Genomic DNA, 20887 nt, shown 5'->3' on the forward strand with positions numbered 1-20887 from the left:
CCTTCATCGGATGTTCAAAAAGTAATCCTTTTTTTATCTATACGATATGGTTAATCTTTATGGGTCCAGCGATCTTTGTCCCTTGTTTCGATTTTATTAATTGCAATATGAAACGATTCTGAGAGATCGATATCAAGTGAATTGGCAAAACAGGTTAAAACAAAGATGATATCCCCCAATTCCGCTTCTATCGTATTTTCTTTTTCAGAAGCCTTTTTAGGTTTTTCACCATGATAATGATTTACTTCCCTGGCCAACTCTCCAACTTCCTCCGTTAATCTCGCCATTAATGCTAATGGCGAAAAGTAGCCTTCCTTATATTGAGAAATATAGTTGTCCACTCTTTTTTGAATTTCCTTTGTATCGTATATTGGTGTGTCGATGGTAATTCACCTCTTCTTCACTTTTCTCTTTTCATGTTAGCGAAAAGGAACTATTTTGACAAATTTTTAATACTTATTAAATATAAATTGTTCTTATGAATACAATTGTCTATACTAAGAAAGACTTTGCTTTGGAATAAAGGGTATAGATTAATGTTAGGAGGAACTTTGAAATGATGTTTGGAATAAAAACAAAAAACACCTTATTTATCTTGCTCGGATCAGCAATTTTTTCTTTTGGTATCGTCCATTTTAATATGCAAAACAATTTAGGTGAAGGCGGTTTTACCGGTATTACATTATTGCTTTACTTTCTTTGGGATTGGGATCCGGCAATTACAAATATTTTATTGAACATACCAGTGTTCATTGTAGGTTGGAAATTCCTAGGGAGAAGTACATTTCTTTATACGATCATTGGAACGGTTGCTGTTTCTGTATTTTTAAGTATCTTTCAGACCTATCAATTTTCCATTCAATTGCAAAATGATATGACTTTGGTTGCACTTTTTGCTGGAGCGTTTATCGGTGTTGGTTTGGGGATTATTTTCCGCTATGGAGGTACAACTGGTGGTGTTGATATTATAGCAAGGCTAGTTAATAAATATGTAGGCTGGAGTATGGGACGGACAATGTTTCTGTTTGATTTAATTGTTATTGCCACATCTGTTTTTGTTATTCTCGATTTGGTACAAGGTATGTATACATTAGTTGCTGTCTATGTAGCTGCAAGAGTGATTGATTTTCTTCAGGAAGGTGCTTATTCTGCAAAAGGGGCCACGATAATATCCGGTAAAAGTGATGAAATAGCTGAGAAGATACTCGCTTCCATGGATCGTGGAGTAACTGTACTTGATGGGAGAGGAAGTTTTTCAGGAGAAAAAAGAGATGTCCTTTATTGTGTTGTTGCAAGAAATGAAATTGTTCGGCTAAAGGGTATTATCAATGGAATTGATCCCCACGCATTTGTAGCAGTGACGACTGCACACGATGTAATGGGTGAAGGATTTACATTGGACGAGAATAAGAATCCGATACGTGACTAAATATACAATTGAATAGTGAATGAACCAAAAATAAAGGGACAACAAGTTAACTTGTTGTCCCTTTTACTTATTAATCTCTCTGTGAAAGGTAAATTAATACGAATCTTAACAATTCAGCAACAGCTACTAAAGCAGCAGCTACATAGGTTAGTGCCGCAGCATTAAGAACCTTTTTCGTTTCGCGTTCTTCATTATTATTTATCACTCCAGCTGAAACCAATTGAGTCATTGCACGGTTAGATGCATCAAACTCTACAGGAAGGGTTACTAACTGGAAAAGAACAGCTGCCGACATGAAGATGATACCCAACAGGAGCATATTTGTCATGCTGAAGAAAATACCTGCTAAAATAAAGAAGAAAGAAATATTGGAACCAAAGTTAGCAATTGGAACCAAGGCACTTCTCAATTTTAAAAACGCGTACTCTTGCTGATCTTGAATAGCATGTCCCACTTCATGTGCTGCAACAGCGGATGAAGCCATGGAGCGACCATGGAAAATACCTTCAGAAAGTTTGATTACTTTTTTTCTTGGATCATAATGATCCGATAATGTCCCTTTAACTTGTCCAATCTGTACATCATATAAGCCATTTTCATCCAAAATTTTACGGGTAACTTCTGCACCGGTCATTGAAGATGAAGTTGGTTTTTTTGAATACTTTTTATATGTGCTTTTTACTTTTGATTGTGCCCATAGTGGGATTATCATTAATAAAGCAATATAAATAAGATAACTACCTAAGCCCATTTGCATTCCTCCATTAGAAGTTGAAAAAATCTATCCTAAGGTCAATTTTAGTCAAATTTCTTATTTTAGTCAACTGATTTGTCCTTCTTTGCTTCCTTTTTTGATTTAATTTCTGCATTATATTTTTTCCAGCTTACGTAAGATAATGTACCGATGATACATCCTCCTACAATGAAAGCAGACCAAATAAGGATTGAAATATCCACATGTTTTTCTATTGTATTTCCTTCATTGACTGTACTAGCTTCAACCCATAATGTACTGAATTGAATATAGAATAAAATCCCTATGAGCAATGCGGTTGTGATCCGAACAAGTTGTTTCCTTCTGTTAACCATAGAGATCACCTCTCACCTCATAAACTTGTTATTATTCAAGTGTATGATGGAGATACGAACGATATAACAATTACTACTCAAACTTTCTCAAGGTTCAAACAGTTAACTTGGTTAAACTTAGAATGTCTAAAAAGTTGAGTTACTTATCGTTCCTTTTTGTGTATCGTTAACCAGTAAGCAATAAATATAGACAGAATACTAAGCCAGAATGTAAAGTAACCAATCTCATTCATATATTGATTTAATGAAGAGTAAGTAGGCATCATTCCAAATAAATAATCAATAACATCATTATGAAGTGTCCAAATCGAAGCAAAGACAATATGTCTTAATTTAATTTTATAAAATGGTGCATACAGAAGGCCTTGGATTGCCATTCCGGCGTGTGATGCCATAAGCATATAACCTTGCCAGCCGATGGACCCTTCAACAACTAACGTTAATAAATTCATTACAACAGCCCAAGTTCCGTATTTAAATAACGTTATAATCGCAAGTGCTTCAATATATGGAACATTTCTTCCGAACAGGAAAAATAATAAAAAGAAGGTGAAAAACAAACTCGCTGTTGGACTATCTGGAACAAAAACCAGAAATATATCAGGTGTGTTGGCGAGTTGGCTTTCATACCAATAATAACCGTATATCGTACCGAAGAAATTGATGAGAAATAGCAAAAGAATAAATTTTTTGTCTTGCAGTATGTATTTAATCATTGTTTTATCCTTTCCATGGTTACTAATTAAAAACACCTTCACCAACTTAATTTGGCAAAGGTGTTTTATGATTATTTCAGTTATTCCGCTGATTCATTTACGGTAACGATAAAGTCTGCTAATTGCTCCAGTTCTTCATCCGTTCCCTGAAATTGGTCAGCTGGCATCGAGCCAATACCTTCTACTGCGATGGTAGCAATTTCTTCCGCAGATAGATCAGTACCTACCAATGCAGGCCCTGCTCCGCCTTCCAATTCAGCCCCGTGGCACGCCAAACAACTGTTTTCATAAGAAGCGTAACCAGGATGCTCTGTATCGATTGTAACCTCAGATGCAGGAACTGGTTTATTTGCTTCAGCGCGGCTTTCCCAATCCACAGCGGATGCGGAAGTATAAGTTAGCCATACAACTGAAACTAAGCCTAATAACATCATTCCTACTGCAACCGGACGTTGATGTGGTCTGCGCCCTGGTCCGTTATCCAAAAATGGTGCAAGTAAAAGTGCACCGAATGCTAGTCCTGGTAGCACGAGCATACCTAGCAGAATAAAGCTTCCACTTGAAAACTCATATTTCAATAGCTCGTACAGGAATAAGAAGTACCAATCTGGCAGTGGTATATATGCTGCATTTGTTGGATCAGCCATACCTTCTAAAGGTGATGGGTGAGCTAATGTTAAACTTAAAAATCCAACTAGAAATACTGCACCAGCTAACCATTCTTTTAATAAAAAGTTAGGCCAAAAAGCTTCTGTTCTTCCAGGATACTCAGAATAATCTTTCGGTATATTTGGTTTCCTTTCAGCAGAGATTCGTGAATCTCCGACAAATTTCATACCTTTACCCTTATGCATCACTTGCCCTCCTTTTTATAGTGGTCCGGAAATACCTTGTCTACGTATTAAAATAAAATGTGCTGCTAATAAACCAAATAGTGCTGCAGGCAAGAAGAAGACATGAATCGCAAAGAATCTTGTCAATGTTTGTGCACCGACAATCGTTGCATCTCCAGCCAATAATACTTTTAGCTGTGTCCCGATAAACGGAACTTGTTCTGCCATTTCGAGTCCAACCTGAGTTGCAAAATATGCTTTATTATCCCATGGCAATAGATAACCTGTAAAACCTAGACCAAGCATTACAAAGAAGATCAGTACACCGACCATCCAGTTAAGTTCACGCGGTTTCTTATAAGCACCTTGGAAAAACACACGAAGCGTATGTAATAATAGCATTACAATAACAACACTGGCGCCCCAATGGTGCATACCTCTTACAATTTGCCCATGAGCTACTTCAGTCTGCAAGTAATACACAGATTTCCATGCGTTTTCAATATCAGGAACATAATACATTGTCAGGAACATTCCAGAAAGAATCTGAATGACGACAACGAAAAATGTCAGCCCGCCGAAACAATAAACGAATGCAGAAAAATGGTGGGCAGGATTAACATGTTCTGGTACTTCATGATCAGCGATATCTCGCCATATCGGCGTAATATCTATACGATCATCAATCCAATCATATATTTTTTGTAACATAAGTCATTACGCCTCCCCTTGTGGTTTTGCATCGCCTAGGAACAGCATGCCATCCCTTACTTCCTGTTCATAAACATCCAGTGGAGCTAGCGGTGGAGTACCTGGAACGTTGGTACCATCCTTGTAGTAGCGTCCATTGTGGCATGGGCAGAAGTATTCATCCGGATGCTCTTCACTGCCTTCCCATGAAACAACACAACCTAAGTGTTTACAAACCGGGGAAAAGGCTACAACTTCGTCATTTTCATTTTTATAAACCCATGCAGAGCGATTTACTTCAGATTCATACCAGCCATCTACTTGGTCAATGCTCCAATCGATGCGCTGAGGATCTGATGTAATATCATCAACAGATAAACCTACGTTTGCTAAGTCACCTGCTGAGGATTCTTTTAATATTGGATCAACCGCCATTCTTATTGGAGAAATAAGTATTCCGGCTGCCATAAACCCCCCTACCCCAGTAAGCGTATAGTTAAGAAACTGTCTACGGGATACTTGCTGTTTTTCATCACTCATGATTTTCCCCCCTCTTTACAATATTCACGGACATATAAGTTTAATTCAGATTACTAGGACATTACCATGATAGCGCAATCTATTTATTCGGTCAATATAAAACAATATTCACAATCAAATGACTTACTATTATTGAGTGATTACGACAATTTGCTACCAATAAGAACGTATCAAATCCACAGTTTGGCCAACTTGGTCATTTATGATGCGTTGCATTTCTTTGGAATTTAACTCTTCTGTCTGTACAGCAGGCATCCACAATAAACTCTCAGTTAAAGCTTTTTCCTGCTTTTTCCACGTAGAATCAAAAGTTATGTATATAATATGAGAAAATGGCTGTTCTTTCATATCTACTGCCCAATCATTTAGTCTCTGTACTTCTGTCGCCTTGTCGGCAGATTTTAAATAATGGTAGTTGGGAACAAGCATTGTCCGGCCTGTGAGCTCCTTTTCAATACCATTTGCTAGTCTCGCTATAACCTCAGCTTGAGAAGAATATTTATTTGCCTCTTCATCATTTGAAAGCTGAATTGGAACTAATGGCAAGAGAATCGTATCTATGTACTCTTTTGCTTGTACGTACTGTTGTAAATCCGTTTTCCTCCATTTCATTATTGGATATCTCCTTTCTGTTTATTTTAGTCGTTCCTTTATATTGTAACACTTAAAATCTTATCTTATAAGTCAAAAAAATATCAACCCTTTCCTCTTAGGAGTCAGGTTGATGGGATACGGTTGCTTTTAATTCCTTAAATTTTTCGGATAACTGTTGGAATTTTTCATAATTCATTTCGTCCAATGAACGATTAATTTCATCCATGAGCTTATTTTTTTTATATTCATATAATGAATGGTTGAGTAACTGATTGGTCAAATCCTTATCATGATTGGTTATATAATAATCCACAGGAATAAAAGGGTTCTCTTCCAATACAGATGCGTAATAGGAATGTTGATTGGATTTTTTGAAATTTAACTGTAAGTATAAGGGTTCATTTTGATTTAGGCGAATTTCATGAAATGATTTCTCAGCATCTGTCGTAACAAGGTGGTCCTTGTAAAAGCGGAAAGGTACTTCTTCTGAACAGTGACTGGTCATCATGATTCCTCTAGGACAATATTTTACATCTCTTACAAAGTGAACGTTAGCAAGAAGGTCATTGTGATTAACTAGATAATTAAGTATCCACACACTCTCACGTTTCTTCAGCCGGTAATGATTAAGGAACCATTGAATGAAACTTTTTTTATCCTGGGCAGTAACAGGAGTTATCATCATTTTCCCCCCTTAAGGTTTACAATCTACAGTCAATCCAATTCAAATGTTTGTTTTAACCTGTTCAGATATGCTTCAGCATCCTCATCAAGTGGTTGGAGCGAAACATAGGATTCAAAGATGGGTATAGCGTCTTTAATCCTACCCTCCTCAGTTAGAAAGTACCCGTACTCTTTAAGAAAGTCGCTATCTTGATTTAGACTATTATATGCTTCACGATAGCATTTTAATGCATCTTCAAACAATTCAATTTCGTTAAATGCGCGTGCAAGTTCCCAATCATATAAGGGATCATCAGCGCCTGTATTTTTTATTTCCCGAACTAAATCTGTTATCTGCTCATAGTTATCATTCTGTTTAAAAAGTTCAATCAAAAACAGCACGGCTTCTTTGTAATCGGGGTCAAGCGCAATTGCTTCACGAATGAAATTTTCACTTTCTTCATTCTGGCCCAGCTGATGAGCAATAGATCCGGCTATAAAGTATAGTTCTTTATTATACGCATCTCTTTCAATGCCCTTTTTTGCTGTTTTAAAGGCTTCCTCAATCATCCCTTCACCTTCATAAGCCTTAGCAAGTTGGTAATACACAGTGTGATAATCATCATCAATTTCGAGAACATGTTCCCAGGCCTTGATAGCAATATCAATTCTATCTGCCTGAAAGGCTGTTACACCATGTTTAAACAGTTTATCTGCATTTTCACTTCCATCTTCCTTAAAGTAACTTAATGCTTTTTCATACTCCCCAGCTGCTGCAAACGATTCACCAAGTCTGTCATCGATTGAAATATGAGCTACTTCATTTTGTTTGGTTTTCACCCTTTCGTAATAATTGATTGCCTTAAGATATTCCCCTATCGAGAAGTATAGTTCTCCCAGTGCAAAATCGATAATAATTTCGCTAGGGGCCAACTGTTTGGCGTTCAATAATTTCTGTTCAGATACTTCGAATAGCCCCTGTGCCTGATATAAATCTGCCAGTTGAATCAATGCTTGTATATAAGCAGGGTCACCTTCATCTATCTCATTAAGCAGTGTTATTGCGAGTTCATCTTCTTCCATTTCTATAAAAATATCAGCAAGTGAAATTTTTATATCATTTTCATCAGGATATTGGTGAAGCAATTCCTCCAATAGTTGTCGTGCTTCCTGTAAAAAACCCCATTGTAGGTACAGTTCTGCAATCGTATATTTTTCATCATCAGTTGCTTTTTGTAGATAATTACTCAGCATCTTAATTGCTTTTTCGGGTTGATTATTTTCTATTAATTGTACTGCTTCCGTAATGGTGTCCATGACGAACATCCTCTCTGCATACCATACTTAAATTATACCATCTTTTATCATACCGAAAATAGTTTATAGGTTCAAACTTGTGAATTAAAAAGAATCTGCAATTGGCAGATTCTTATCTTGGTTCATGTTTAGTTTAGTGAATCCAAATCTTTAAAGAAATCAGGATATGAGATTGAAATACAGGAAATGTCATCAATAATTACATCATCCTTTGTTATCAATGAAGCTATCGCACCCATCATGGCAATGCGGTGATCATCGTAAGAAGCTACTTTTCCACCGTTTAATGGTGTATTCCCTTTTATAATCATCCCATCTTCGGTAGGCGTAATGGAGGCTCCTAATGTCGTCAAAACATCTGTAACGGCGGTGATCCTATCTGTTTCTTTCACTCGGAGTTCTTCAGCGTCCTTAATAACCGTCGTTCCTTCTGCTTGTGTTGCCAATAATGCTATGATGGGAATTTCATCAATAAGTCTTGGGATAATATTACCCTCAATGGTTATTCCTTTTAAAGAACCAAAAGAGATTTGTATATCGCCAATGACTTCCCCGCCAATCGTATTTTCATTATCAATAATCAAATCGGCACCCATGTTCTGAAGTACTTCAATAACACCGGTCCGACTTTTGTTTAAGCCAACATTTTTTAGTTTAAGTCTGCTGCCAGGAACAATCGCTCCAGCAACGAGAAAGAAAGCGGCTGAAGAGATATCCCCCGGTACATATACGTCTGTCGCAGTTAGTTCATTTCTTCCGGTAATGGAAGTAGTGTGGCCGTCAGTTGTAATGTCTGCTCCAAAAGCTTTGAGCATATTTTCTGTGTGATCTCTAGTAGGAATGGTCTCGGTTACAGATGTTCTTCCTTCTGCCAAAAGCCCTGCTAATAGGATTGCAGACTTAACTTGGGCACTTTTCACTGGAAGGGTATAATCAATGCTATTTAATTTACTTCCTCGTATCGATAAAGGAAGCAAATTCCCATTATTTCTCCCATCAATGTTTGCACCCATTTGGCGTAACGGGTTGACAACTCGATCCATTGGACGTTTTGACAAAGAGGCATCGCCGTATGCTGTCGTAAAAAATGGCAGTCCTGCCAGTATGCCAAGCATTAGCCTAGTCGTTGTACCCGAGTTCCCCAAATTAAGCGGCTGTGTGGGCTCTATTAAATTTTTAAAACCTTTACTTTCTATAGTCAGGCTTGTTCCATCTACTTGGATGGTGACACCCATTTCACGAAAGGCATTTACAGTTCTAAAACAATCTTCTCCATCGAGGAAATTAGCAACTTTCGTAATTCCACGAGCTAAAGAACCAAATATAACCGAACGATGTGAAACAGATTTGTCTCCAGGAATAGTGATTTCTCCTGATAAATTAGTATTAAGGGGTCTCAGTATTTTTTCGCTCACAGTTTTACTTCCTTCCCAAGTCATTTTTGAATCATTGTCTCATAACCATTATTTTCCAGGAATCTGGAACTGTATAATTGTGCTTCCTGTGTGTAAAAGCTTAATCGCAAAACACCTGTAATATCTTCACGAACTTCAAGTATTTCGATATTTTTTATACTAATACTTTCATTTGCAAGTAATTGAACAACAGTAGCAAGTGCACCTGTTTGATCACGAATATCCACATATAAATCGTAAAAAGATGGAATAGCCCCCTTTTCTGATTCGGCAAGACCGTCACGATATAGCTTGGCCTTATCAAGGTAAGTAATCATCTTTTCCTTTTCGTCATTATCCAGGAGCACTTTTAGTTCTTTCATTTCTTGAATCCAGTCTTCAAGCAATACGGACATTTTGCTGCTATTATGGGAAAAAATATCTTGCCACATTTTCGGATTGCTTGAGGCTATTCTTGTTATATCCCTGAATCCTCCTGCAGCAAGTTTTGGTAAAAATTCATGCGTCTTTTCCCATTTCTTGGCCTGATGAACTAAAGAAGATGCAATTAAATGAGGAAAATGAGACACTACTCCTGTCATTTCATCATGCTCATCTGGATTCAGTATAACAAATTTACTTTTGGCACTACTCAAAATAGTCTGTAATTTCTTTAACTCCGCTTCACTGTTTTCCTGTGTAGGTGAAAGTACATAAATAGCATTTTCGAATAAATGCGCTTTTGCTGCTTGAATTCCTTTTTTATGAGAACCAGCCATTGGGTGACCCCCAATAAACGTAACTTTTTCATTGGTAAAAAGTTTAGCTGCCTCCATAATTGGGCTTTTTACGGAAGCGGTATCTGAAATAATGACTTCTTTCTTAAAAGCGATTGTGTTTATATCTCTCATTAATGAGATTGTTTCAGAAATTGGAGCTGCCAGTATAATAAAATCTGCTAATAATGCAGACTGCGTAAAGTTATTACTGGTTTCATGAACAATTCCATTTAAAAGAGCAAATTTCAGTGAATCTTTATTTAGATCGTATCCGATAATATGATTTTCATCTGATGCTGCCATACCTTTAGCAAGAGATCCTCCAATTAGACCTAAGCCGGCAACTAATATGTTTTTCTTATTCATCATTGTACCTTCGTTCGTCCTTTATGAAAATTTAAGAGCAAATCCTGAAGTTCCTTCATCTCATCTTCTTTGCCAATGGTTACTCGAATCGTATTAGGGATCCCAAGTAATTCTCCAGGTCTTATAATAAAACCGTTTTCTATGAGATATTGAAATACTTCCATACCACTTACAGGAGTTTCGATAAGCAAAAAATTTGTTTCTGAATCATAATACTTCCATCTGATATCATCCAAAAACGTTTCAAAAGAAGTTCTAACAGCTTTGTTTAAAGCATATGTACTTTCAATAAATGTCTGATCTTCAAGTGCGGTAATCGCTGCTTTTTGAGCAATCGATGTTGTATTAAACGGTCCTCTAACTTTATCAAGGGTAGTTATAATATTGCTATTCGCAATCCCATAACCAATTCGAAGTCCAGCTAATCCGTATGCTTTAGAAAATGTACGCATTGTAATTAGGTTGTCATAACGACTAATATAGGACAACGCGTGAACATTTGCATCTTTATCCATGTATTCATAATAAGCTTCATCAAAAGCTACCATTACATCTGTCGGACATTTACTCATAAAAATCTCAAAGTCATCTTTGGAGATAACTGTGCCTGTCGGGTTATTCGGTGAACATAGAAATACAATCTTAGTAGTTTCATCAATTGCTTTCAATATCCCGTCTAAATCATGATAACCAAAATTATCTGTCGGAATTTCTTTTACGGAAGCCCCTTCGATAAGTGCATAATGTTTGTATTGCGGAAATGTTGGTGTTGCCACAACTACACTGGATCCAGGAAGCAGGAAAGAACGGCAAAGTAATTGAATAATTTCCTCGGACCCACTGCCGAATACGATTTGATCTTGATTAATATTCCATTTATTTGTTAAGGCTAATCGCAACTCACTCGTATAGCCATCTGGATAAATATTAAATTCAGGCAAATTGTTCGATAGTTTATTCTTTACTTGTTCTGAATAACCGTTTGGATTCTCGTTGGAAGCCAATTTGACGATATGTTTCAATCCAAACTCTTCCTGTATTTCCTTCGTTTGTTTCCCTTGTTTGTATGGGCTAAGTTGGTTTAAAACCGGTTTCCCTTCCATTATTAGCTACTCTCCTTTCTTTTTTACTAAATCTGGACGTAATTTTACTGCCTCATTATGAAAAACATGTTGAATATTTAGTTGTGATTCTTCTGTATTAACTACCATCATAACGCGGATACATTTTGGGAGACTTCCCGGTACCTCTATTTCAGCCATACACATAACCGGTACAAATGTCCATCCTTCCAATTCTCGAAGTCCCCTGGCAGGAAATCCCGCATTAAGGTCTTTCGTAACGGAAATAAATACATGAGAAATATCGCTTGGTTTTATATGATTCTTTTTCGCCATATCTTCAATGAGGACTCTTGTATTTTCAATCATTTGATTTTCTTCATTTTCAGATACAGTCGTTGCTCCTCTTACTCCTCTTGTCATTTTCATACCATCCTTACTATAAATGAGTTTAAGTATTTTTCTATGTCATCATCTTTTAGTTCTTCTACAACAGGAAAGGCAGGTTCCTTTAAGAGAACCATTTGTATTTTACTCTTTACCGATTTTTTATCGGATTTCATTTTATTGATCAAGCGATCTGTTTGGTAGTCTATGTCACTAAGAGGGTAGCGGTTATTTTTTAGCCATAAAGCTAATTCTTCAAAAGGCTGTTTTATATCAAATACCTGTTCACTAACATGCAGTGAGAAGAGTAAGCCAATTGCCACTGCTTCTCCGTGGGTTAACTTACCATAGCCCAAATCGGCTTCGAGAGCATGTCCCAATGTATGTCCTAAATTTAAGTGCTTGCGAATGCCGGATTCTTTTTCATCCACTTCCACAATATGTGCTTTTATTTTAATTCCTCGCTGCAAATGATCCTGTAATTGGCTACTTGAAAGATTGTAAATATCGGCTTCAAGCAGTGTTTGGTAAAATTCAGTATCCGCAATTAGCGCCTCTTTGATTAACTCGGCATATCCGGATCGCACTTCCCTTTCATTAAGAGATTTTAACGTCTCCACGTCATAAACGACGGCCTGTGGTGGATAGAAATTACCAATCAGATTTTTACCCAGTTCATGGTTGATAGCTACTTTTCCTCCAACACTGCTATCGTGAGCAAGTATGGTTGTTGGCATTTGTATATAATCTATTCCGCGCATATAGGTGGCTGCAGCAAAACCTGCCAGATCCCCGACTACTCCGCCACCAAGTGCAATAATTAGCGACTCACGGTCTAAAGCGTAATTAATGGCATCTGTTTGCAATTGGTAAAATGTTTGTATATTTTTAGATTGTTCACCAGCTGGGACAATCGATTGGAAAATGGGTTTATCGGAAAAATTTTTCAGGATATCATCCAAATACAAAGCTGCTACATTTTCATCGGTAACAATAAGAATGGAAGAGTAATCTTTCTTTAAATAGTGTTCCAGTTGAAAACGAATCGATTCTCCAACAGTTATATGGTACGAATTTGTATTTGATTGAACGAAAATATCTTTCACTAAAAACACCTGATTTCTTCACGGTAGTCATCGATTGCTTTCTTAAGTTGTTTAAATTGATCACTCGGAAATTGCTCTAAAATTGCTTTAGCAACTTCAAAAGCTACAACATGTTCCATGACAACGGATGCTGCAGGTACCGCACAGGCGTCAGATCGTTCAACAGTTGCTTTAAAAGGTTCCTTTGTTTCAATATCAACACTTTGAAGCGGCCTTTTCATTAAGGTTGGGATTGGTTTCATAACCCCTTTTACAACGATAGGCATTCCAGATGTCATACCGCCTTCAAACCCACCAAGTCTATTGGAAGTTCTGTAATACCCTTTTTCTTTATCCCAAGCAATCTCGTCATGAACTTGACTGCCATTTAATTCTGCAGCTTTGAAGCCTATACCGAATTCCACACCTTTAAATGCATTAATACTCATAACACTTCCAGCTATTCGACTGTCCAGTTTACGGTCGTAATGTACATAAGAACCGACACCAGCGGGCAATCCTTCGACATAAACTTCACAAACTCCACCAATCGAATCGCCATCACTTTTGGCTTTATCGATTGCGTCCATCATTTCCTGCTCCACGTTTTGATCCAATACCATGACTGGCGATTCCTGTGATATTTTAATCCGTTCCTTTATGTTTAATGTTTCTTTCTCTTCTGCACGAATGCCAGCTATCTCTTTAACATATCCGCAAACCTCAATACCGAGTTGTTTTAAGAGCGTTTTGGCAACTGCTCCTGCTGCTACTCTTGCTGCTGTTTCTCTTGCAGATGATCTTTCCAATATATTTCTCATATCACGATGGCCATATTTTAGAGCACCATTCAAATCTGCATGACCAGGACGTGGTTTGGTTACTACACGCCTCATTTTGGAATCGTCATCCATCGGATCTTCTCCCATAATATCTGTCCAATGTTTAAAATCATCATTATGTATAACGAGAGAAATTGGAGAACCTAATGTATATCCATGTCTGATACCACTTGTGATTTCAACAAGATCCTTTTCAATTTGCATCCTTTTTCCTCGACCGTATCCTCCCTGTCTTCTTAATAGAGACTCATTTATGTCTTCTTTTAATAAAGGCATTTGAGAAGGTAGTCCCTCTATAATTGTAGTAAGTTGTTTACCATGAGATTCCCCAGATGTTAAGTAGCGCAATGTACATTCTCCTTTACCGTAATTATTATCTTATGGATAAGTATAAAGTTTTCTAATTACTATACCATATCTGCTTTTAATTATGTTGTATTTATTTGAAAAAATTATTTTTGGTAAATTCAAGCAAAAGAATACTTACATCTTTTGGTAGAAAAAGGTTTCTGCAAGGTTAAAATCGTATTTATTTGGGTTAAATATCTGTTCTGTACTTCCAACAAACAAAATACCATCCGATTTAAGCGCATCACTGAAATTATGATAGATTTCTTCTTTTGCTTGATCCGTAAAATAGATTAAAACATTCCGGCAAACAATCAAATCCATATTTTTAGGATAGGAATCTGCTAGAAGGTTATGTTTCTTAAATGTTATGTTTTTCCGTATTGAATCATCTATCTTATATAGACTACCCGTTTTTTCGAAGTATTTCTTCTTGAGCGTTTCTGGTAATTCCTTTAAAGCTTGCTCTGTATATATCCCTTGTTTGGCTTTGGACAGAACAGTATCGTCGATATCAGTTGCCATTAATTGAATCGTTGCAGTTGAAAAATGTTCCTTTATCATCAAAGCTAAACTGTAGGGTTCTTCCCCTGTCGAACAGGCAGCACTCCAAATGGATATTCGATTATTTTTCTTTAATAACTTAGGAATGATACTGTCTTTTAAAACGTCCCATCTTTTTGGATTCCTATAGAACTCGGATACATTAATCGTCAACCTATCGGTGAATTCGCTCAGCATCTCTCTGTCTTTGCCCAATGCTTCAAAATAAGAAACAAAGCTTGCATAACCTCGTTTATTCCTTAACGTTGTTATCCTTCGCTTCATTTGAGTCTCTTTATATAAATAAAGATCAATCCCCAGTTTTCGCTTAACATGTTGTATAAATTCTATGTAATCATCTTTCACTACTTAGCGCCTCTTCCATTAATACGTAATTGTTAAAAAACCTCCGTTATTATAAACGGAGGTTGAATTTAAATTAATAGATCCATTCACTATCCTGTTTTGTATAGGATATGATTTCTTTTTCATCAAAGAATAATGAGATTTCTCTTTCAGCGCTTTCCAGAGAATCTGAACCGTGAATAATGTTTTTGCCAACAGATACACCGAAGTCCCCACGGATAGTACTTGGTGAAGCTTCCAGAGGATTTGTTTTACCCATCATCGTACGCGCTGTCGCGATAACATTTTCCCCTTCCCAAACCATTGCAAACACTGGCCCGGAAGTAATGAAATCTACTAACTCTCCGAAGAACGGTCTTTCTTTATGTTCGCCATAATGTTGCTCGGCAAGATCATTTGGAATTACCATTAATTTGGCACCTGCAAGTTTAAAACCTTTTGCTTCAAAACGATTAACAATTTCTCCAACTAAATTACGTTGAACCCCGTCTGGTTTGACCATTAAAAACGACTTCTCCATTTTTTCCACCCCATCAATATGTATTAAAATACCAATCTTTAAAATTCTATCAAATTTTTGCAAAAATAACAATCTTATTAGGAACGTCTTTTTCCGATATATTTTGCTATATCCTGTAACGTTTGCTTTGCTCTTGAATGTGGTAAAGGGTCAAGAGACCTTAATGCCTTTTCCAGATACAAATCACTGACCTTGTAAGACATGTTAATTGCATCGGTGCTTTTAAGCTTTGATAGAATCATTTTCATGTTTTTTTCATCAATATCTATATAATCTGGGTTAATGAAGGTCTCTTCTATCATTTGTTTAAATTCCTTGTTCTCCATCGCATAGAGTACCGGCAGTGTAATATTTCCTTGAAGCAAATCATTTCCAGCAGGCTTCCCAAGTTCCTTTGCAGATGAAGTGAAATCCAGAATATCGTCTATAATTTGGTAAGACATTCCGATATTATATCCGTATTGATATAGTCTATCTGTATCTCTTTCATCCAGACCACTTACAATTGCTCCTAATTTACAACTGCTGGCAATCAGCAGAGCAGTTTTTCGCTTAATCCTTCTCAAATAATCCCGTAGTGTTTGATCCCATACAAATTTGTCTTTGATTTGCTCAATTTCCCCAATAGAGACTTCTACAAGTGTCTTGGATAGTAAGCGGTGAACGTTTGCATTACGAATCGTAGTGGCTTCTTCCAGTGCCCGGGCTAATATGTAGTCACCAGTATACATTGCAACACGATTTCCATACAAAGATTTAGTGGTCGGCTTACCTCTACGCAGTTCGGCTTCGTCAATTACATCATCATGGACGAGCGTCGCCATATGAATCAATTCAAGAGAAACAGCCACCTTTTTTATATTGTCCATGTCATAATCGCGCAATTGTCCTGCCAACAAGACAAAAACAGGGCGAATACGTTTGCCCCCTGCCTCCAATAATTCCATGGATGCTTTGCGCAATACAGGATGTGTTACTTGAATACTTTCGTGTAACGCGGATTCAATTATATCTAGATCCTTTTTTAAGAATCCGTAGATTTTTGGTAGTTTCATTTATGTCACCTTATTTTACCTTGAAAAATATGAGTCGTGTTTTGATTTACGACAATTATTGAAATTAATTTTTAAAGCCCATATGCATTGCGGCAACTCCGCCAGTATAGCTTTGTACATCGACGCTGGAAAAACCGGCATCCAAAAACATTTGCTTTAATTCTTTTTTGCCAGGGAAGTCTTTTGCAGATTCCTGAAGCCACGAATATTCTTTATAGCTTTTCGCGAACAACCTGCCAAGAACGGGCATGATAAATCGAAAATAAAGATAATAAGCTTGTCTGAAACCGATTAGTGTAGGTTGCGATGTTTCGAGACAAACGACTTTACCACCTGGTTTAACAACTCTGTGCATTTCTTTTAATACCGTCATATAATCTGGTACATTTCTTAACCCAAATCCAATGGTAACATAATCAAAGGAATTGTCTTCGAAAGGAAGTTCCATTGCATTCCCATGGATCAGTTCAAGCTGATCCAGGTTGAGTTCCTCTTTTTTCTTTTCTGCAACGGAAAGCATATTCTTGCTGAAGTCAAGTCCAGTTACCGAGCCTTCTATACCAACAACACGAGCAAGTGCAACAGACCAATCACCAGTACCACAGCATACATCAAGTGCACGAGAGCCTTGTTCTACACTCATGCGTTTCATGATGTCTTTTCTCCATGCCTTGTGTCGTTGAAAAGAAATAATGGAATTCATTGTATCGTATTTTGGATATATTTTCTCAAAAACGTTGTGTACACGTTCTTCTTTCGTTTTTCCCTGCATAATTTAACCTTCTTCCGCAGTTGGGGAATCATGATGTTTCGTTTCATTGATTCGGTTTAGTAAGTGATTCTTAATGAATAAGTATTGATCAGGTAGATTCGAAGTCTGATCGGCAATTTTTAATCTATTCTCATGGATGATTCCATTAATTTTACTAGTAAAAGAAAAATGATTGCTGTTTTCATCAATTGCCTGCCATGCTTCATATAAAGGAAATTGACCACTTATCTGAGCTTCTCTAATCTCGTGAGGCATTCTCTCTGTGAATAACCAATCCGCTATCACTTGATCAAGTGTGCTGCCATAAAGAAATTGAGCAACTTGCAAAATAACTGCGGAGTCAATTTTCTTCGTTAATTCAATAAAATCATCGAATGATTTTACTTCTTTATAGTATAGCTTTATCTTATATTCATTAATTTTCTTAATAGCGCTTGCTAGTGTATGTATAAAATCAAAATCTTCTATTTCAGATAATAGTAAGTAATATAAACCACTGTAATAATCACCAGCAAGAACCCTAAGTTGTTTTGTGAGTTTTTCTTCGTTTGTTTCGTTGCTGTCATTTTGTACTGGTACGAGTTCATGTGTATCCAGGGCAACTTGTACCATCATTGCCGTGATAATATATTGATCTTTTTGTATTGGACTAAGCGATAACTTATTATTTACTAAAGAAATTAATATGCTCAGCTTTTCATCATCAATTACGGGACTTTGTATGTATTTTTCCAGATATTCGTGTTGCAGTTTATCTTCTAGACGTTCCCTTAAATTTTGAATTTCTATGATAGAAGTGTTCAAAGATATCACCCGGGCCCTTTCATCCTTTCGCGTGCTCTAGTTATTATAGCATATTTCATCTGTGATAAAAATGATTGAATGCATACAGATGAAAGGGTAGTAATTTGTTTGTTTATTTAATCGTTCACCAATTCGCCGTGACTGGTCTGAATGAATGCTTTTCCTCTAATCTTAACCGCTGAAGTGTGTTCGGTGAATTGGGCAATCATTACTTCTCCCTCGTCCAGTTTTTCGGAATGATGAAACTTGGTGTCATTACCACGAGTCAAACCAATAACATTTACACCATCCTCCATAGCTTTAATAACAAAGAAATCAGTATTAACAGTTGAATCACTCATGTAAATCACCTACCCTTTTTATATCTAATATGTCCTAATAACGTTTTAAAGTCAATCATTTCACCTTATTTATGGCATAGAAAAAGGGCACGCATATGTACGTACCCTTTAGTCGCCCTTATGTAAATTATTTTACACTATCTTTAAGGGCTTTTCCTGGTTTAAAAGCAGGAACTTTACTTGCTGCAATTTCGATTTCTTCTCCAGTTTGTGGATTACGACCTTTACGTGCTGAGCGCTCACGTACTTCAAAGTTACCAAAACCGATTAACTGTACTTTTTCACCATTTTTAAGTGAATCCATGACAGATTCGAATACTGCATCTACAGCTTTTGTTGCGTCCTTTTTAGAAAGCTCGCTCTTCTCAGCTACTGCATTCACTAAGTCTGTTTTGTTCATGACATTCACCTCCTCCCAAAGTGTTTAATTCGACATGGGAACAAATAAATCATCGAAGTGAAAATTTGTTCACTTGTTTTGTCTGTTTTAAACGCAAATGTCATCCGCTTCAAGTGATGACAAGGCTTATATTAACTGAGTTTGCAATAAAATTCAACAATAAGTATTGATTTAATCAATATTTATTTGCTGATAAGCCCAGAATGCCTTCATAAACACAGAATAATTACCAAATCCTGGTAATGTGAATCAAACCGCAGTAATAAAGCTTAAAGTCGGTTTATTACACATATACGTCATAATTCCCGCATTTCCAGCTGTTCAAACAGTTATTTTTGAAAAACAAAAAAGCAGCTTATAAAAAGCTGCTATAATATAATCGCTATTAGTCCCCCGGAACCCTCGTTAATAATTCTCTCGAGTGTATCTCTGAGTTTATATCTTGCGTTTTCAGGCATTAAGGATATTTTTGCCTGAATTCCCTCTCTTACGATAGAACTTAAAGATCTGCCAAAGATGTCGGATTCCCAGATGGATAATGGATCTTCTTCAAAATCTTGCATTAGATAACGAACAAGTTCTTCACTTTGTTTTTCTGTCCCAATAATTGGAGCAAATTCAGATTCTACTTCCACTCTAATCATATGAATGGATGGTGCTACTGCTTTCAAACGAACACCAAATCTGGAACCTTGGCGAATGATTTCGGGTTCATCCAGTTGCATATCTTCCAAAGTTGGAGCCGCAATACCGTAGCCGGTTTGCTTTACCATTTGCAGTGCACCGGAAACATGATCATATTCCCTTTTAGCAAATGCAAAATCCTGCATTAACTCCAGTAAGTGGTCCTTGCCGCGTATTTCTTCACCAACAATTTCTTTCAGGATTTGGTCGTATAAGTAATCAGGTGCATGCAAATCAATTTCTGCTACACCATCTCCCATTTCCATGCCAGCGAGGTTTGCTTTATCAATATATTCATATTCGGTAAAGTTACCAACGATTTGGTCAACATCTCGCAGTCTTTTTATGTCTTTGACAGTTGTTTGAATTGCTTCTTGATAGTTTTCTCTCAGCCAATGGTTTTCTTTCAGTACCATAACCCAGCTTGGAAGATTTACATTAACTTCAAGAACAGGAAATTCATAAAGCGCTTCTCTTAAAACATTATACACATCATGTTCAGTCATTGATTCAATGCTCATCGAAAGGACTGGAATATCGTATTTTTCGGATAAATCCTGACGCAATAACTCGGTTTCCTGACTCGTTGGCTTCGTTGAGTTAATAACCATGATAAATGGTTTGCCTACTTCTTTGAGTTCTTCAACAACTCTCATTTCTGCATCTTCGTAATCGTTACGTGGTATTTCACCTATACTGCCGTCTGTTGTAACGACAACTCCAATAGTGGAATGCTCCTGAATTACTTTTCTAGTACCGATCTCAGCAGCATCATGAAAAGGTATTGGATCTTCATACCACGGCGTATTGATCATCCGTGGGCCATTTTCGTCTTCGAAACCTTTAGCACCCTCAACCGCATATCCTACACAGTCAACAAGTCTGACATTTACATCTAAACCTTCATCCACTGTGAGTTTCACAGCCTGGTTCGGGATAAACTTTGGTTCTGTTGTCATTATCGTTCTTCCAGCTGCACTTTGAGGCAATTCATCATGGGCTCTAGCTCTTTCACTCTCGTCCTCAATGTTAGGCAAGACAACGAGTTCCATGAATTTCTTAATAAATGTCGATTTTCCTGTACGGACTGCACCAACTATTCCTAGATAAATATCTCCATTCGTCCGTTTCGAAATATCTTTAAAGATATCGATTTTTTCCAAAAGATCCCCTCCCGATCTCCGTACTTTAATATGGACCACCCGCAATTTATTGACATTATGAGTCTATGATGTTGTCCTATTAAAATATGACTTGTTTAAGTCCTTT

25 protein-coding genes are annotated in these 20887 nt (G+C 37.0%); 1 reads left to right on the forward strand and 24 read right to left on the reverse strand.

The window, feature by feature from the left end; translation table 11 throughout:
* Positions 1-50 precede the first annotated feature (50 nt).
* A complete protein-coding gene (locus tag ACHABU_RS00305) occupies positions 51-341 on the reverse strand; it encodes a nucleotide pyrophosphohydrolase (protein WP_435761098.1) in 291 nt (96 codons plus the stop codon).
* A 215-nt stretch (positions 342-556) separates the two neighbouring features.
* Here ACHABU_RS00305 and ACHABU_RS00310 point away from each other — a divergent pair, with 215 nt between their 5' ends.
* The gene (locus ACHABU_RS00310) at positions 557-1429 is read left to right on the forward strand and encodes a YitT family protein (protein WP_435761100.1); all 873 of its coding nucleotides are present in this window, start codon (positions 557-559) and stop codon (positions 1427-1429) included.
* A 70-nt stretch (positions 1430-1499) separates the two neighbouring features.
* Here the strand turns inward: ACHABU_RS00310 and ACHABU_RS00315 are convergent, their stop codons facing one another.
* The 23 genes from ACHABU_RS00315 to spoIVA form a co-directional block, all read right to left on the reverse strand.
* Positions 1500-2180, reverse strand: coding sequence for a zinc metallopeptidase (locus ACHABU_RS00315; RefSeq protein ID WP_435761102.1), 681 nt, complete (start codon positions 2178-2180; stop codon positions 1500-1502).
* A gap of 65 nt (positions 2181-2245) precedes the next feature.
* Entirely contained in the window at positions 2246-2518 is a 273-nt protein-coding gene (locus ACHABU_RS00320) for a sporulation protein YpjB (RefSeq protein ID WP_435761104.1), read from the reverse strand.
* Between the two features lie 143 nt (positions 2519-2661).
* On the reverse strand, positions 2662-3234 hold the full coding sequence (locus ACHABU_RS00325) for a DUF1405 domain-containing protein (protein WP_435761106.1): 573 nt from the start codon (positions 3232-3234) through the stop codon (positions 2662-2664).
* 80 nt (positions 3235-3314) lie between these two features.
* Positions 3315-4088: a c-type cytochrome gene (locus ACHABU_RS00330; protein ID WP_435761108.1), complete on the reverse strand. Its 774-nt coding sequence runs from the start codon at positions 4086-4088 to the stop codon at positions 3315-3317.
* Between the two features lie 15 nt (positions 4089-4103).
* On the reverse strand, positions 4104-4778 hold the full coding sequence (gene qcrB, locus ACHABU_RS00335; protein ID WP_379495441.1) for a menaquinol-cytochrome c reductase cytochrome b subunit: 675 nt from the start codon (positions 4776-4778) through the stop codon (positions 4104-4106).
* 6 nt (positions 4779-4784) lie between these two features.
* Positions 4785-5297: a ubiquinol-cytochrome c reductase iron-sulfur subunit gene (locus ACHABU_RS00340; protein WP_435761110.1), complete on the reverse strand. Its 513-nt coding sequence runs from the start codon at positions 5295-5297 to the stop codon at positions 4785-4787.
* A gap of 153 nt (positions 5298-5450) precedes the next feature.
* Positions 5451-5909: a YpiF family protein gene (locus tag ACHABU_RS00345; protein ID WP_435761112.1), complete on the reverse strand. Its 459-nt coding sequence runs from the start codon at positions 5907-5909 to the stop codon at positions 5451-5453.
* A 97-nt stretch (positions 5910-6006) separates the two neighbouring features.
* Positions 6007-6573, reverse strand: a complete 567-nt coding sequence (locus tag ACHABU_RS00350) for a ReoY family proteolytic degradation factor (RefSeq protein ID WP_435761114.1) — start codon at positions 6571-6573, stop codon at positions 6007-6009.
* Positions 6574-6605: 32 nt separating this feature from the next.
* On the reverse strand, positions 6606-7871 hold the full coding sequence (locus tag ACHABU_RS00355) for a tetratricopeptide repeat protein (protein WP_435761116.1): 1266 nt from the start codon (positions 7869-7871) through the stop codon (positions 6606-6608).
* 128 nt (positions 7872-7999) lie between these two features.
* Positions 8000-9286 (reverse strand): 3-phosphoshikimate 1-carboxyvinyltransferase, encoded by a 1287-nt coding sequence (aroA, locus tag ACHABU_RS00360; RefSeq protein ID WP_435761118.1) that lies wholly within the window; start codon positions 9284-9286, stop codon positions 8000-8002.
* 20 nt (positions 9287-9306) lie between these two features.
* On the reverse strand, positions 9307-10410 hold the full coding sequence (locus ACHABU_RS00365) for a prephenate dehydrogenase (RefSeq protein WP_435761120.1): 1104 nt from the start codon (positions 10408-10410) through the stop codon (positions 9307-9309).
* Entirely contained in the window at positions 10410-11513 is a 1104-nt protein-coding gene (hisC, locus tag ACHABU_RS00370; RefSeq protein ID WP_435761122.1) for a histidinol-phosphate transaminase, read from the reverse strand. Before hisC ends, ACHABU_RS00365 begins: the two co-directional genes overlap by 1 nt.
* A gap of 6 nt (positions 11514-11519) precedes the next feature.
* Positions 11520-11894, reverse strand: coding sequence for a chorismate mutase (aroH, locus tag ACHABU_RS00375; RefSeq protein ID WP_435761124.1), 375 nt, complete (start codon positions 11892-11894; stop codon positions 11520-11522).
* A 2-nt stretch (positions 11895-11896) separates the two neighbouring features.
* Positions 11897-12964, reverse strand: coding sequence for a 3-dehydroquinate synthase (gene aroB / locus ACHABU_RS00380; protein ID WP_435761126.1), 1068 nt, complete (start codon positions 12962-12964; stop codon positions 11897-11899).
* A complete protein-coding gene (gene aroC, locus ACHABU_RS00385) occupies positions 12964-14133 on the reverse strand; it encodes a chorismate synthase (RefSeq protein WP_435761128.1) in 1170 nt (389 codons plus the stop codon). Before aroC ends, aroB begins: the two co-directional genes overlap by 1 nt.
* A 135-nt stretch (positions 14134-14268) precedes the next feature.
* The gene (locus tag ACHABU_RS00390; protein ID WP_435761130.1) at positions 14269-15042 is read right to left on the reverse strand and encodes a CheR family methyltransferase; all 774 of its coding nucleotides are present in this window, start codon (positions 15040-15042) and stop codon (positions 14269-14271) included.
* 73 nt (positions 15043-15115) lie between these two features.
* A complete protein-coding gene (gene ndk, locus ACHABU_RS00395; protein ID WP_435761132.1) occupies positions 15116-15562 on the reverse strand; it encodes a nucleoside-diphosphate kinase in 447 nt (148 codons plus the stop codon).
* Positions 15563-15639: 77 nt separating this feature from the next.
* Entirely contained in the window at positions 15640-16617 is a 978-nt protein-coding gene (hepT, locus tag ACHABU_RS00400) for a heptaprenyl diphosphate synthase component II (RefSeq protein ID WP_435761134.1), read from the reverse strand.
* 64 nt (positions 16618-16681) lie between these two features.
* Entirely contained in the window at positions 16682-17389 is a 708-nt protein-coding gene (gene menG / locus ACHABU_RS00405; protein ID WP_435761136.1) for a demethylmenaquinone methyltransferase, read from the reverse strand.
* Between the two features lie 3 nt (positions 17390-17392).
* Positions 17393-18193: a heptaprenyl diphosphate synthase component 1 gene (locus ACHABU_RS00410; RefSeq protein WP_435761138.1), complete on the reverse strand. Its 801-nt coding sequence runs from the start codon at positions 18191-18193 to the stop codon at positions 17393-17395.
* 116 nt (positions 18194-18309) lie between these two features.
* Positions 18310-18534 carry a trp RNA-binding attenuation protein MtrB gene (gene mtrB, locus ACHABU_RS00415; RefSeq protein ID WP_435761140.1) on the reverse strand — a complete coding sequence of 75 codons (225 nt, stop codon included), beginning with the start codon at positions 18532-18534 and terminating at the stop codon, positions 18310-18312.
* A 127-nt stretch (positions 18535-18661) separates the two neighbouring features.
* Complete coding sequence (locus tag ACHABU_RS00420) at positions 18662-18934, reverse strand: HU family DNA-binding protein (RefSeq protein WP_435761142.1); 273 nt, start codon at positions 18932-18934, stop codon at positions 18662-18664.
* Between the two features lie 368 nt (positions 18935-19302).
* The gene (gene spoIVA, locus ACHABU_RS00425; protein WP_435761144.1) at positions 19303-20781 is read right to left on the reverse strand and encodes a stage IV sporulation protein A; all 1479 of its coding nucleotides are present in this window, start codon (positions 20779-20781) and stop codon (positions 19303-19305) included.
* Positions 20782-20887 lie beyond the last annotated feature (106 nt).

Source organism: Oceanobacillus sp. CF4.6 (assembly GCF_051262635.1).
Taxonomy (GTDB): Bacteria; Bacillota; Bacilli; order Bacillales; family Amphibacillaceae; genus Oceanobacillus.